The 12,845-nt window shown below is 70.8% G+C and carries 13 protein-coding genes; 11 read left to right on the top strand and 2 right to left on the bottom strand.

Features of this window, described 5'->3' with window-relative positions; translation table 11 throughout:
* Positions 1 to 18: 18 nt before the first annotated feature.
* The 6 genes from DVS28_RS17745 (at position 19) to DVS28_RS17725 (ending at position 6,171) form a co-directional block, all read left to right on the top strand.
* Positions 19 to 1,866: an AMP-dependent synthetase/ligase gene (locus DVS28_RS17745; protein WP_114592653.1), complete on the top strand. Its 1,848-nt coding sequence runs from the start codon at positions 19 to 21 to the stop codon at positions 1,864 to 1,866.
* A 58-nt stretch (positions 1,867 to 1,924) separates the two neighbouring features.
* Positions 1,925 to 2,416: a sigma-70 family RNA polymerase sigma factor gene (locus DVS28_RS17740; RefSeq protein WP_114592652.1), complete on the top strand. Its 492-nt coding sequence runs from the start codon at positions 1,925 to 1,927 to the stop codon at positions 2,414 to 2,416.
* On the top strand, positions 2,409 to 3,590 hold the full coding sequence (locus tag DVS28_RS29265; protein ID WP_216826122.1) for a hypothetical protein: 1,182 nt from the start codon (positions 2,409 to 2,411) through the stop codon (positions 3,588 to 3,590). The genes DVS28_RS17740 and DVS28_RS29265 overlap by 8 nt, the downstream gene beginning before the upstream one ends.
* The gene (locus DVS28_RS17735; protein ID WP_216826121.1) at positions 3,587 to 4,546 is read left to right on the top strand and encodes an ABC transporter ATP-binding protein; all 960 of its coding nucleotides are present in this window, start codon (positions 3,587 to 3,589) and stop codon (positions 4,544 to 4,546) included. The genes DVS28_RS29265 and DVS28_RS17735 overlap by 4 nt, the downstream gene beginning before the upstream one ends.
* A complete protein-coding gene (locus DVS28_RS17730; RefSeq protein WP_114592650.1) occupies positions 4,543 to 5,376 on the top strand; it encodes a hypothetical protein in 834 nt (277 codons plus the stop codon). Before DVS28_RS17735 ends, DVS28_RS17730 begins: the two co-directional genes overlap by 4 nt.
* 147 nt (positions 5,377 to 5,523) lie before the next feature.
* Positions 5,524 to 6,171, top strand: coding sequence for a mycothiol-dependent nitroreductase Rv2466c family protein (locus DVS28_RS17725; protein WP_164710701.1), 648 nt, complete (start codon positions 5,524 to 5,526; stop codon positions 6,169 to 6,171).
* Here the strand turns inward: DVS28_RS17725 and DVS28_RS17720 are convergent.
* Both DVS28_RS17720 and DVS28_RS17715 read right to left on the bottom strand, forming a co-directional pair.
* On the bottom strand, positions 6,151 to 6,576 hold the full coding sequence (locus DVS28_RS17720; RefSeq protein WP_114592648.1) for a hypothetical protein: 426 nt from the start codon (positions 6,574 to 6,576) through the stop codon (positions 6,151 to 6,153). The two genes, DVS28_RS17725 and DVS28_RS17720, sit on opposite strands and share 21 nt — an antisense overlap.
* Before the next feature lie 103 nt (positions 6,577 to 6,679).
* Positions 6,680 to 7,033, bottom strand: a complete 354-nt coding sequence (locus tag DVS28_RS17715) for a hypothetical protein (protein ID WP_114592647.1) — start codon at positions 7,031 to 7,033, stop codon at positions 6,680 to 6,682.
* Positions 7,034 to 7,348: 315 nt separating this feature from the next.
* On the opposite strand from DVS28_RS17715, the gene pdhA reads away from it, so the two are divergent.
* The 5 genes from pdhA to lpdA are packed head-to-tail and all read left to right on the top strand — an operon-like array spanning position 7,349 to position 12,845.
* On the top strand, positions 7,349 to 8,497 hold the full coding sequence (gene pdhA, locus DVS28_RS17710) for a pyruvate dehydrogenase (acetyl-transferring) E1 component subunit alpha (protein ID WP_114592646.1): 1,149 nt from the start codon (positions 7,349 to 7,351) through the stop codon (positions 8,495 to 8,497).
* A 3-nt stretch (positions 8,498 to 8,500) separates the two neighbouring features.
* The gene (locus tag DVS28_RS17705) at positions 8,501 to 9,472 is read left to right on the top strand and encodes an alpha-ketoacid dehydrogenase subunit beta (protein WP_114592645.1); all 972 of its coding nucleotides are present in this window, start codon (positions 8,501 to 8,503) and stop codon (positions 9,470 to 9,472) included.
* Positions 9,473 to 9,531: 59 nt separating this feature from the next.
* On the top strand, positions 9,532 to 11,034 hold the full coding sequence (locus tag DVS28_RS17700) for a dihydrolipoamide acetyltransferase family protein (protein WP_114592644.1): 1,503 nt from the start codon (positions 9,532 to 9,534) through the stop codon (positions 11,032 to 11,034).
* 6 nt (positions 11,035 to 11,040) lie between these two features.
* Positions 11,041 to 11,400 (top strand): cupin domain-containing protein, encoded by a 360-nt coding sequence (locus DVS28_RS17695; protein WP_114592643.1) that lies wholly within the window; start codon positions 11,041 to 11,043, stop codon positions 11,398 to 11,400.
* A 32-nt stretch (positions 11,401 to 11,432) separates the two neighbouring features.
* Positions 11,433 to 12,845 carry a dihydrolipoyl dehydrogenase gene (gene lpdA, locus DVS28_RS17690; protein WP_114592642.1) on the top strand — a complete coding sequence of 471 codons (1,413 nt, stop codon included), beginning with the start codon at positions 11,433 to 11,435 and terminating at the stop codon, positions 12,843 to 12,845.

The following is a 12,845-nucleotide window of genomic DNA, read 5'->3' as shown; positions in this document are numbered from 1 at the left end:
AGAAGGGCGAACGACCACATGACCGACGAGGTGCTCCAGGAGCGCAACCAGATCCTCGAGGCGATCGAGGGGCAGACGTTGTGCACGCTGTTCCAGTCCACCGTGTCGACCTACGGCACCCGTGATGCGCTCGGCCGGCGTCTGGAGGACGGCACCTGGACGTGGCAGACGTGGCGGGAGTACGGCGAGGACGCCAAGCGGTTCGCCATGGCGCTGCTCAAGCGCGGGCTGGGCAAGGGCGACTTCGTCGCGATCATGGTCAACAACCGGCCCGAGCACGTCATCGCCGACACCGGGTCGTTCCATGCGGCTGCCACCGGCGTCAGCGTCTACAACACCCTCGCCGAGGAACAGATCGCCTACGTGGCCGGCAACTGCGGCGCGAAGGTCGCCGTCCTCAACGACGCGGAGGCCCACTCGCGCTGGGTCGCGGTCCGCGACGAGCTGCCGGAGCTAGCCACGATCGTCATGGTCGAGGGGGCCGAGGACGTCGACGACGACCGGGTGATCAGCTGGGCGGACTTCCTCGCCGAGGGCCAGGCGCACCTCGACGAGGTCGGCGAGGACGTCTTCACCGCCGCATGGAAGTCCGTCGAACCCGACGACGTCGCGACGCTGATCTACACCTCGGGGACGACCGGGCCGCCCAAGGGCGTGGTCGAGACCCACCGGGGCGTGCTCTACATCATGGAGGCCGCCAAGGGGATCTTCGAGCTGCCGATGAACCCCAACACGTTGTCCTACCTGCCGCTCGCCCACGTCGCCGAGCGCACGTTCAGCCACTGGCAGGGCATCAAGTACGCCGCCAAGGTGCACTTCTGCGAGGACTACACCCAGATCGCGGAGTACCTGCCGGTCGCCAAGCCCACCGCCTTCCTGGCCGTCCCGCGGGTGTGGGAGAAGATGCGCGCGGCCCTGCTGACGCGGATCGACGAGGCCGAGGGGCCCAAGGCCAAGCTCGGCCAGCAGGCCTTCGCCATCCTCCCGCAGCTCGGCGCGATGGCCTTCACCGGCCGCAAGCCCTCGGTCCTGCTGCAGGGCCAGGCCGCCCTGTTCGAGAAGCTCGTGTACAGCAAGGTCCGTGAGGCGCTCGGCCTGGACGACACGATCATCGCCCTCACCGGCGCTGCCCCGATGCCCGACGACCTGCTGATGTTCTTCCGCGGCCTGGGCATCGAGATCCTCAACGTGTACGGGATGACCGAGACGACGGCGGTCACCAACGCCAACCGTCCCGGTCGGGTGCGGCTGGGCACCGTTGGCGAGCGGGTGCCCGGCATCGAGGTCGCCATCGCCGGCGACGGCGAGATCATCGCCCGTGGCCCGACCATGACGCCGGAGTACTACCGCCGGCCCGAGGCCACCGAGGAGCTCTACGACGCCGACGGCTGGCTGCACACGGGGGACCTCGGGAAGATCGACGACGACGGCTACCTGGCGATCGTCGGTCGCAAGAAGGAGATCATCGTCACCTCGTCGGGCAAGAACATCTCGCCCCACGAGATCGAGACGGCGCTCAAGCAGCACCCGCTCATCGGGCAGGTGATGGCCATCGGCGACGAGCGCAACTACATCTCGGCCCTGCTGGTCCTGGACCCCGAGGCTGCCGAGTCGTGGGCGGGCAAGCGTGGGATCCCGTTCGACTCCATGGCGGAGTTCTCCCAGCGCGAGGACGTGCTGGCCGAGGTCGGGACCGCGGTCGACGCCGCCAACGCCAAGCTGGCCCGGGTCGAGCAGGTCAAGCGCTGGGAGCTGCTGCCGACCGACTGGACCGTGGAGTCCGGCGAGCTGACCCCGTCGCTGAAGCTCAAGCGCCACGTGGTGTCCACCAAGTACGCCGACGTCATCGACGGCATCTACGACTGAGTCGGACTTTTTCGCCGGCGGGTGTCACACCACGCCCGTCGGCGGTGTTGGAAGGGGTGTGACGGACTCGCCCTTCGCCGACCACTACCCACGGTTGACCGCCCTGGCCGCCAGGGTGGTCGACCAGCGCGCGACCGCCGAGGAGGTGGCCGCCGATGCGCTGGCCCGCCTCGACGGGTCGCCGGTGGACGGTCGACCGGAGGACGAGGTCGCTGCCTGGCTCAACCGGGTGACGATCAACCTGGCCCTCAACCGGGTGCGTGCTGCCAAGCGGCACGACGCCCGCGTGGCCGCGCACGGACAGGCGGTCGGGCCCGACCGGCCGGAGACGCCGGAGGACGTCGTCACCCGTGACGACGAACGCCGCCGTGTCCGCGCCGTGCTGGCCGGGTTGCCCGAACGGCAGGCCGTCGCGTTGCTGCTGCGCCATTCCGGCCACAGCTATGCCGAGATCGCTGCCTCGCTGGGCGTGGCGGCTGGATCGGTCGGGGTGCTGCTCGCCCGAGGCGAGCGTGCGTTCCGACGTGACTGGGAGACCGACGATGACTGAGCTGACCCACACCGACCCGCTGGGATGCCCCGGTTCCGGCCGGCTGCGCACCCACCTGGACCACCCCGACGGGGCGGTCGAGGCCCACCTGGACGGATGCGAGGAGTGCCGCGACACCATCCTCACCATCGCCGACGACGCCGGGACGGTCCGCCGCCTCCTGGCCGTCCTCGACAGCCCAGCCGTCCTCGACAGCCCAGCCGTCCTCGACAGCCCGGCCGTTGATGCACCCACCGCCGCGTCCGGTCGCCCGTCCCGCGCCCCGGTCGACGCGATCGGGGCCTCCGTCGCGCCGGGACGAGGCAGGCCCCGATCGCGCCGGTCGTCGCGGCCGGGCAGCCGAGCCGACACGGGCCGTCCCGCCGGGCGGACGCGGCCCCGCCGGGTGGTCCTTGCCGTCGCCGGCGGGTTGCTGACGGTCGCGATCGCCGTGACGCCGTTCGGCTCCGGGGCGCTCGCCCAGTTCCTCGACACCTTCCGCAGCGAGCGGGTCCAGGTCATCGAGGTCGACGTGGCCGCGCTGCAGGACCTCGACGCCCTCGACGACATCGCGACGGTCGAGCTGACCGGCGACGGGGCGCTCCACGACGGACCGACCGAGGTGGCCGACGCCGCTGCCGCGCTGGCCATCGCCGGTGTCGCTGCCCCGGACCTGCCCGCCGGGGTCGCTGGCCCCGACGCCACCGTGACCCACCTGGCCATCGCCCCCTCCCACGCCGTGGTCACCCTCCGGGCCACCGCGGACAACGGCGTCCCGTCCGACCTCGACGGGGCCGTCCTCGACGTCACCGTGCCCGGTGGTGCCGCCACCGTCGTCACCGCAGCCAGCGGCATGCCCGACGTGATCCTCGGGGTCGCGGGCGCCATCGAGGCGACCGCAGCGGGTGCCCAGCTGGCCGACATCCGTGACTTCCTCCTCTCCCGCGAGGAGCTGCCCGAGTCGCTGCGCACCCAGCTGGCCGGCATCGAGGACTGGCAGACCACCCTCCCGTTGCCCGTCCCCGCCGGTGGCGTGGGATGGGAGGAGGTCACCGTCGACGGCAACGCCGGCCTGGCCTTCGGCGACGACAGCGGGCTCGGCGCCGCGATCGTGTGGCAGGCCGACGGGCTGATCCACGGCATCGCCGGAACACGTCCGCTGGACGAGCTGCAGGCACTGGCCGAGCAGGCGTGACCCAGGGCACCTCGGTCCTGAACGCGCCGGTCCCGGTCGCGCCGGTCCTGGTCGCCCGTGGCCTGGCCAAGGCCTTCGGCGGCCGGACCGCCGTCGACGGGCTCGACCTGCACATCCGCCCCGGCGAGGCCGTCGGCCTGCTCGGGCCCAACGGCGCAGGCAAGACCACCACGGTCAAGATGCTGCTCGGGCTGGTCCGCCCCGACGACGGCACTGCCGAGCTGTTCGGCCGGGATGCCGCCGACCCGGCCGCACGCACCCGCGTCGGCTACCTGCCCGAGACCTTCGCCCAGCCCGAGTGGGCCACCGGCGACCGGGTCCTGCGCCAGCACGCCCGGCTGGCCCGGGTCCCCCGCGAGGACGTGGCTCGTGCCGCGGCCGATGCCCTGCGACGGGTCGGCCTGGCCGGACGGGGCGGGGAGCGGGTGGGCGGCTACTCCAAGGGCATGCGCCAGCGCCTGGGCCTCGCGGCCGCGCTGCTCGGCGACCCCGACCTGGTGATCCTCGACGAACCCACCTCGGCGCTGGACCCCGTCGGCCGACGCGAGGTCCGCGACATCGTGCTCGCGCTGCGGGCCCGAGGCGCGGCAGTGCTGCTGAACTCCCACCTACTCGGCGAGGTCGAGCAGGTCTGCGACCGCGTCGTCGTGATGGACCGCGGACGGGTGCTGGCCGACCGCGCCGTCGCCGACCTGCCGTCCGGCGGCGAGGTCCGCCTGGTCCTGGACCGGGTCGAGGAGCGGCTGGTCGCCGTGATCGAGGGGTTCGGCACGATCGTGCACGCCGACGACCGTGCGGTGCTCGTCGGACTGGACGACCGCGATGCGGGACCCGAGCTCGTCACCGCCGTTGCAGCCGCAGGGGGTCGCATCCGCGCCGTGGTTCCCCTGCAGTCCAGCCTCGAGGAGGTCTTCCTCCAGCTGGTCGACCACCCAGGAGAGGAGGCCCGGTCGTGATCGTGTTGCGTGCCGCCATGCAGGAGGCGCTCAGCCGGCGGATCCTCGGCATCGGGGCGACCGTCAGCGTGGCGTTCGTCGGGTTGTTCTGGCTGGGGTTCTCCACCGCGTTCAGCCGGGTCGCCGCCGACACGAGCGATGAGTTCGCCACCATCGCCGCCTCCACCGTGATGACGGTCCTCGGCCTGTACGCCGTGCAGTTCCTGGCGGCCTTCCTCGCGATCCTGCTGGCAGCGGGGTCCATCGCCGGTGAGCTCGAGTCCGGTCGGGCCCTGCAGGTCCTGGCCCGACCCGTACCGCGCTGGTCGTGGTTGCTGCAGCGCACCGCCGCCTTCGGGGGCCTGTCGGTGGCCTACGTGGTCCTCATGACCATCGGCGTGCTGACGGTGGCCGGTGCCGTCGGCGGGTACGGCGCCCTGTCACCAGTGCGGGCAATCGGGCTGATGTCGCTGGAGGTCCTCGTCCTCGTGTCGATCGGCGTGGCCCTGTCCACACGGCTGGGCACCGTCGCGACGGGGGTGGTCGTCGTCGCCCTCTACGGCCTGGCGTGGCTGGCCGGCATCATGGAGTTCGTCGGCCGCACCATCGACAACGCGTCGGTGGAACGGATCGGGGTGGCCGTCAGCCTGCTGATGCCGTCCGATGCGTTGTGGCGGGGCGCGTCGTTCCACCTGCAGTCCCCGGCGTTCCTGCTGGCGCCCGACACCGGGGTGGGCATCCCCTTCGCGGCGGTCGACCCACCCAGCGGTCGGTTGATCGCCTGGGCGCTGCTGTACGCCGCCGCGATGCTGGCGTTCGCCGTTCGGTCGCTGCGCCGCCGGGACCTCTGACCACGAACGCCGAACACGAACAGGGGATCGTCGGGGGTCGGGATCGGGGGTCAGGAAGGATCGCAGCGGACCCCGCGTTCACGGGCAGTATCGGTACGAATCCGAACTGGTTTCGAGACGTCGAGCAACGACGAGCAGGAGACACCCGTGAAGGTCAGGTTCTACTTCGATCCGCTGTGCCCGTGGTGCTGGATCACCTCCCACTGGCTGCACGACGAGGTCGCACCCCACCGCGACATCGACGTCGACTGGCGGCCGATCAGCCTCAAGGTCCGCAACGAGGGCAAGGACCTCGACGAGGCCTACCGGGCGAAGGTCGACCCGATGATGGACCGCTCCTTCGGGTTGCTGCGCATCGTCGAGGCGGTGCGTGCTGCAGGTCGGCAGGACCAGGTCCACGACCTCTACGTCGAGTTCGGCCGGCACTTCCACCACGACGGGGACGGCCTGGACTTCGACGTACCGGCAGCGCTGGAGAAGGCCGGCGTCGACGTCGCCTTCGCGGCCGCCTTCGACGACGAGGCGTGGGACGACGCTGTCCGCGCGTCGACCAGGGAGGCCGAGGACGTCGCCGGTGACGACGTGGGGACGCCGATCATCGCCTTCGAGGTCGAGGCGCAGGACGGCACCAGGGAGTGGAAGGGCTACTTCGGTCCGGTCATCCCCGAGGTCGTGCGCGGCCAGGCGGCGCTGGACCTGTGGGACGGGCTTGCCGCGTTGATCCGCACCGACGGCTTCTACGAGCTGAAGCGCACTCGTACCAAGGACGTGGACCTAACCACCGTCCGCATCTGACGGCTGCCCCGGGACCTCCCAGCCCATCCGGGCCCGGTCGAGGTCCCGGTGGGCGGCTTCCAGCGCGGCGGTGTGCTCGTCGAGGTCGGCCTCGAGCACCCTGATCGCGCGCCGCTGCTCCTCCATCCGCCGCACGGCGGACTGCAGCGCAGACCTGCTGGCGTGGAGCTGCGCCCGCAGGTCCACGATCGTGTCGTCTTCGTCCCGTGCCTCGACCGGGGGACGCGGGTCCATCACCGGTCGAGCCGGTGGCAGCTCCGCCGACGGCGGGGGAGCGTCGGCCGCGTCGGGATCGCGCCGTCCGATCGCGTAGCCGATCGCCAGTCCGGCGCTGAACAGCAGCAGGGCGAGCACGGCCGCCTGACCGGTCAACCAGGGCACCTCGAGGTCCTTTCGGGAGAACATGTGTCGCCCGTGTGACCCCGCGCCGGCCCGGAGGTTGCGAACTAGTTCGAAATGGGTTCGTCGGCGTGCGTATCTCGTCGCACGTCGCCGACCCCCGAACCCGCTAGAAGCGGCCCTTGACCTTGTTGGTGCGCTCGACGCGGGCCTCTGGCTGGAGGATGTGCAGCTCGCACTCGGCCAGAATCTCGTCCCCGCCGGCGTCCTCGTTGAACGCCCGGTCGCGGTTGTCGACGCTGACGACCACCCGTTCGCCCTCCGCCGGTCCGACCCCCACGGTGTGGATCTTCAGCACGTTGTCGCGGCCACGGAACCCCGCGTCAGCGCCGACGAAACGGATCACGGCCTCCCAGCGGTGGTCGTCGTCACCACGGTCCCAGTCGATCTCCAGCTCCACGGTGAGGACCGCGTCGGCGCCCTCGCCCTCTGCCCGCAGCGTTGCCTTGTCGATTCGTGCCATGGCGGCATTCGACCAGACGGCCCGCGACTCGTGGTGATGGCACGACGGTCGGTGATGAAACGTCAGCCGGAGCGCGGCTGGATGTGACGGATCGACACTCCGGACCCGGGATCGGTGTGCGCAACGGACGAGTCGTCGCGCAGACCCTTGTCGAGGTGGCGAGGTGTTCGCTACCGTCGCGTCACCGGGTCGTCAACGACCCGACCCCTGAGTCCCCGTCGCGGCTCAGCGCCCAACCGGTCGCCCCGCCCCACGAGGACTCTGCCAGACTGCTCCAGCGGCGATCCCGTGCCGAGCCTTGGAGGGCCACACACGATGACCGACGGCAAGACTGCCGACAAGCCCAGCAGCGGGCTCGTGCCCGACCCGAGCACCCTGCTCCCACCCGACGAGCCGATCCAGATCCTGGACGACGACGGCCGGATCAACGCCGTCGACGGCTATCCGATCGACGACCTGGACGACGAGGACTTCCGTGCCCTGTACCGGCACATGGTCGTCGCCCGACGCATCGACAAGCAGGCGATCAACCTGCAGCGGCAGGGTCAGCTCGGCGTCTACGCCTCGCTGCTCGGCCAGGAGGCGGCCCAGATCGGTGGCGCCTACGCGCTGGCTCCCCAGGACTGGGTCTTCCCGTCCTACCGCGAGATGGGCACCGCCCTGGTCCGCGGCGTCAACCCCGGCCAGATGCTGCACCAGTGGCGCGGCACCTGGCTGAGCGGCTACGACCCCTACGAGTTCCGCTTCGGCCTGCTGTCCATCCCGATCGGCACCCAGGCGCTGCACGGCACGGGGTTCGCCATGGCCGCGAAGTTCGACGGCAGCGACGCCGTCGTCATGGCCTACTTCGGTGACGGCGCGACCAGCGAGGGCGACCCCCACGAGGGCATGAACTTCGCCGCGGTCTTCGAGGCCCCGGTCGTGTTCTTCGTCCAGAACAACCAGTACGCCATCTCCACCCCGCTGAGCGAGCAGACCAAGGCCCCAACGATCGCCCACAAGGCCGTCGGCTACGGCATGCCGGGCCTGCGGTGCGACGGCAACGACGTGCTGGCCAGCTACGCGGTCACCAAGCGCGCCGTCGAGCGGGCGCGCAGCGGGGAAGGACCCTCGCTCATCGAGGCCGTCACCTACCGCATGGAAGCCCACACCACCGCCGACGACCCCACGCGCTACCGCTCGGGCGAGGAGATGGAGGAGTGGCAGCGGCGCGACCCGATCGCCCGCTTCGAGACGTTCATGAAGGCCAACGGGCTGCTGGACGACACCATCAAGACCGAGATCGACAACGAGGTCGAGAAGCTGGCGCGGATCATGCGCGAGGAGATCTACGAGGCGCCGCACGGCGACCCGATGGAGCTGTTCGAGCACGTCTACGTCGACCCCGGATCCATGTTCGACGAGCAGCGCGAGATGCTGCGACGCGAGCTGGACGCGGCCGCCGAAACCCCTCAGGAGAGCTAACTCATGGCGATCACCATGGCGCAGGCGCTGAACCAGGCCCTGCACGACGCGTTCGAGGCCGACGACAAGGTCGTGCTGTTCGGCGAGGACGTCGGCACCCTCGGCGGGGTGTTCCGCATCAGCGACAAGCTGCAGGAACGCTTCGGCGACAAGCGCTGCTTCGACACGCCGCTGGCCGAGTCCGGCATCGCCGGCACCGCGGTCGGCATGGCCATCTACGGCTACCGGCCGATCATCGAGATGCAGTTCGACGGCTTCACCTACCCGGCGTTCGAGCAGATCGTGTCCCACATCGCCAAGATGCGGAACCGGTCGCGCGGCACCGTGAAGATGCCGATCACCGTCCGCATCCCCTTCGGTGGGGGCATCGGCGCGGTCGAGCACCACTCGGAGTCTCCCGAGGCCTACTTCGCCCACACCGCCGGGCTGAAGGTCGTCTCGCCGGGGACGCCGTCGGACGCCTACTCGCTGCTGACCGAGTCGATCTTCTCCGACGACCCCGTCATCTTCTTCGAGCCGAAGCGCCGCTACTGGCTGAAGGAGGATGCGTCGCTGCCGGTGCAGACCGAACCGATCGGCAAGTGCGTCGTCCGTCGCGAGGGCACCACCGCCACGCTGGCCGCCTACGGCCCGATGGTGAAGACCTGCATGGAGACCGCCGAGGCCGCCGAGGCCGAGGGCTGGGACCTCGAGGTCATCGACATCCGCTCGCTGACCCCCTTCGACCACCAGACCATCGTGGAGTCGGTGGAGAAGACCGGCCGCCTGGTCGTCGTGCACGAGGCGTCCACCTCCGTCGGCTTCGGCGCCGAGGTCGCCGCCCGCGTGCAGGAGAAGGCCTTCTACCACCTGGAGGCCCCGGTCATGCGCGTCGGCGGCTTCGACGTGCCCTACCCCGCTGCCATGCTGGAGGAGTTCTTCCTCCCCGACGTCGACCGCATCCTCGATGCCGTCGGCCGCACCCTGGACTACTGAGCGCCGACTGCTGAGCGCCTGACTACCCGAGCATCGTCGCTCGACCTGGAGACACTGCAATGAGCACCAAGGACTTCCTGCTGCCCGACCTCGGTGAGGGCCTGACCGAGGGTGAGGTCGTGTCGTGGCTCGTCGCCGTCGGCGACGTCGTCGAGGTCGACCAGTACGTCGCCGAGATCGAGACCGCCAAGGCCGTCGTCGAGGTCCCCTCGCCGTTCGCCGGCACCATCGTGACCCTGCACGGCGAACCCGGTGACGAGGTGGCCGTCGGGTCGCCCCTGATCACCATCGACGTGGGTGCTGGCGAGGGTGGTTCCGCTGACACCTCGCCGTCCGCCCCCGTCGAGGACGCCGTCGTGGCGGTCACCGACGAGGCCGGCGCCGGGCCGGGCTCGGGCTCCGACGAGGGGGAGTCGGGCAGCGTGCTGGTCGGCTACGGCACCTCCGGCGGCAAGGGTTCGCGTCGCCGCCGCGTCGGCGCGTCCGACGCCTCCTCCTCGGGTGGGGCGGCCCCGGCGGCGCCGCAGAAGGTCGAGCGCGAGGGCCGGCCCATGGCAAAGCCCCCCGTCCGCAAGCTCGCCAAGGACCTCGGCGTCGACCTCGACTACGTCGCCGGCTCAGGTGAGGACGGGATCATCACCCGTGCTGATGTCGAGGCGGCCGCCAACGGTGTGACCTCCCAGGCCTCGGGCGTGCTGGTGACCGACGACGAGGGCCACACCCTCCCGTCCGCCCCGCCCAACACCCCCATCCGGGAGGAAGAGGACTACGCCAAGCGCCTCGCCCCCGCCGGTGAGCAGCCGCTCGTCGCCTCCTCCAACGGCTCCATCGCCCCGGTCGCGATTCCGCCGGCCCCCGAGGGCGCCATGGCGCAGGAGCGGGTCAAGCTGTCGCAGCTGCGCAAGGCCGTCACCGCCCAGATGACTCGCTCGCGCAGCCAGATCCCCGAGGCCGTCACCTGGGTCGAGGCCGACGCCACCCCGCTGTGGGACTTCCGCGCCGAGCTCAACAAGTCGCAGTCGGAGGTCAAGGTCAGCCCGACGGCGATCATCATGCGGATGGCCATCGCCGCACTGCGGAAGTTCCCGACCATCAACGCGTCGCTGGACACCGCGGCGGAGGAGATGGTGCTGCACCGCCACGTCAACCTCGGCTTCGCCGCCCAGACCGACCGCGGCCTGGTCGTCCCCGTCATCAAGAACGCCCAGGACATGAACATCATCGACCTGGCGAAGACGCTCAACGAGATGGCCGACAAGGCCCGCGCCGGCAAGCTGACCCCGTCGGACATGAGCGGTGGCACGTTCACCATCTCCAACTACGGCGCCTTCGGCGTCGACGGCGGCGACATGGTCATCAACCACCCCGAGGCCGCAATCCTCGGCACCGGCCGGATCGCCGACAAGCCCTGGGTCGTCGACGGCGAGCTGGCCGTCCGCAAGACCATCACCTACTCCATCGCCTTCGACCACCGGATCATCGACGGGGGAGAGGGCGCCGGCTTCATCCGCTACCTCGCCGACATGACCGAGAACCCGACCCTCCTCACCGCGGGCCTGTAGGACCCGGTGGACGAACACCACGCGCACCGGGAGGCCCCCGCCAGCAACCTGTCGGCGGCGTTGGCCCGGATCACCGAGGCCTACTCGCCGCGGACGGTCGCCAGGGTCAACGACTACGAGGTCCGCGTCGCCCGGCTCCAGGGCGCCTTCGACTGGCACGAACACACCCGGACCGACGAGTTCTTCATGTGCCTGTCGGGTGAGTTCGTCCTGCAGGTCCAGCTCGACACCGGCCTGGAGGAGATCCACATGGGCGTCGGCGACATCTTCGTCGTCCCCAAGGGCGTCAAGCACCGGCCGGTGGCCAAGGACATCGCCGAGGTCCTGCTGTTCGAGCCGGCCGACACCATCAACACCGGCGACTAGCGCCGGCAACCAAGCATCAGGGAGACCCACACATGAGTGACTACGACGTTGTTGTGCTCGGAGGCGGGCCCGGCGGGTACGGCGTTGCCCTGCGGGCAGCCGTCCGCGGACTGAACGTGGCGATGGTCGAGGCCGACAAGGTCGGCGGCACCTGCCTGCACTGGGGCTGCATCCCCTCCAAGGCCATGCTCCACGTGGGCAGCGTCCTGGACGAGGCGCGGGAGGCCGACCGCTTCGGCATCGACCTGACCGTGGCCGGGCTGGACGTCGCCAAGCTCGGTGCGTTCCGCGAGTCCGTCCAGACGCAGCTGTACAAGGGGCTGGAGGGTCTGGTGAAGTCCCGCAAGATCGACCTGGTCACCGGCTGGGGCACCGTGGGCGCCGACGGCCGCTCCGTCACCGTGTCCGGTGGCGAACGCGACGGTGAGGTGCTGCAGGCCGACAACGTCGTCATCGCCGTGGGCTCCTCGGTCCGCTCCCTGCCGGGCATCGAGATCGACGGCGACGTCGTCATCACGTCCGACGAGGCCACCAAGCTGGCGCGTGTGCCGCAGAAGGCGCTGGTCATCGGCTCGGGCGCGGTCGGGCTGGAGTTCGCGTCGCTGTTCAAGTCCCTCGGGGCCGAGGAGGTCGTCGTCGTCGAGGCGCTCGACCGCATCGCCCCGCTGGAGGACGAGGACCTGTCCAAGTCCCTCGCCCGGGCCTACCGCAAGCGCGGGATCACCACGATCGCCGGAACCGTCGCGTCGTCGGTGACGGTGTCGGAGGGGCCGAAGGGCAAGGCGGCGACGGTGTCGCTGGCCAACGGTGACGCCCACGTCGTCGACACCGTCCTGGTCGCCGTCGGCCGTGCGCCGCGTACCGCCGACATCGGCCTGGACGCCCTCGGCGTGCTGGACGAGCGCGGCTACGTCGTGGCCGACGAGTACGGCCGCACCGCCGTCGACGGGGTCTGGGCCGTCGGGGACATCCTCCCGCCGCCCGCCCTGGCACTGGCCCACGCCGGGTTCGCCGAGGGGTTCAACGTCGCCGACCAGATCGCCGGGCACACCGTCGTCCCGGTCGACTACGCCCAGGTGCCGCGGGTGACCTACTGCACGCCGGAGGTGTCGTCGGTCGGCCTGACCGAGGCGCAGGCCGTCGACCGCTACGGCAAGGACGCCGTCTCCTCCTCCAAGTACACCTTCAAGGGCAACGCCAAGGGCATCATCCACCAGTCCGACGGCTTCGTGAAGGTCGTCTCCGGCGGGCCCGACGGCGAGGTGCTGGGCGTCCACATCATCGGGCCGCACGCCACCGACCTGATCGCCGAGGCCCAGCTGATCACCGCCTGGGGCGCCCTGCCCGAGGAGGTCGGCGCGCTGGTCCACCCCCACCCCACCCTGGCCGAGGCGATGGGCGAGGCCCACATGGCCGCCGCCGGTATCCCCTTCCACACCCACTAG

Origin of the sequence: Euzebya pacifica, assembly GCF_003344865.1 — a bacterium.
Taxonomy (GTDB): domain Bacteria; phylum Actinomycetota; class Nitriliruptoria; order Euzebyales; family Euzebyaceae; genus Euzebya; species Euzebya pacifica.
This window is presented reverse-complemented; position numbering and strand designations above follow the sequence as displayed.

What these genes read in the sequence shown, in the direction of transcription:
- DVS28_RS17705 (WP_114592645.1), top strand. Translation starts at nt 8,501, where the DNA reads ATGGCGATCACCATGGCGCAGGCGCTGAACCAGGCCCTGCACGACGCG.
- DVS28_RS17745 (WP_114592653.1), top strand. Translation starts at nt 19, where the DNA reads ATGACCGACGAGGTGCTCCAGGAGCGCAACCAGATCCTCGAGGCGATC.
- DVS28_RS17715 (WP_114592647.1), bottom strand. Translation starts at nt 7,033, where the DNA reads ATGGCACGAATCGACAAGGCAACGCTGCGGGCAGAGGGCGAGGGCGCC.
- DVS28_RS29265 (WP_216826122.1), top strand. Translation starts at nt 2,409, where the DNA reads ATGACTGAGCTGACCCACACCGACCCGCTGGGATGCCCCGGTTCCGGC.
- pdhA (WP_114592646.1), top strand. Translation starts at nt 7,349, where the DNA reads ATGACCGACGGCAAGACTGCCGACAAGCCCAGCAGCGGGCTCGTGCCC.
- DVS28_RS17700 (WP_114592644.1), top strand. Translation starts at nt 9,532, where the DNA reads ATGAGCACCAAGGACTTCCTGCTGCCCGACCTCGGTGAGGGCCTGACC.
- DVS28_RS17720 (WP_114592648.1), bottom strand. Translation starts at nt 6,576, where the DNA reads ATGTTCTCCCGAAAGGACCTCGAGGTGCCCTGGTTGACCGGTCAGGCG.
- lpdA (WP_114592642.1), top strand. Translation starts at nt 11,433, where the DNA reads ATGAGTGACTACGACGTTGTTGTGCTCGGAGGCGGGCCCGGCGGGTAC.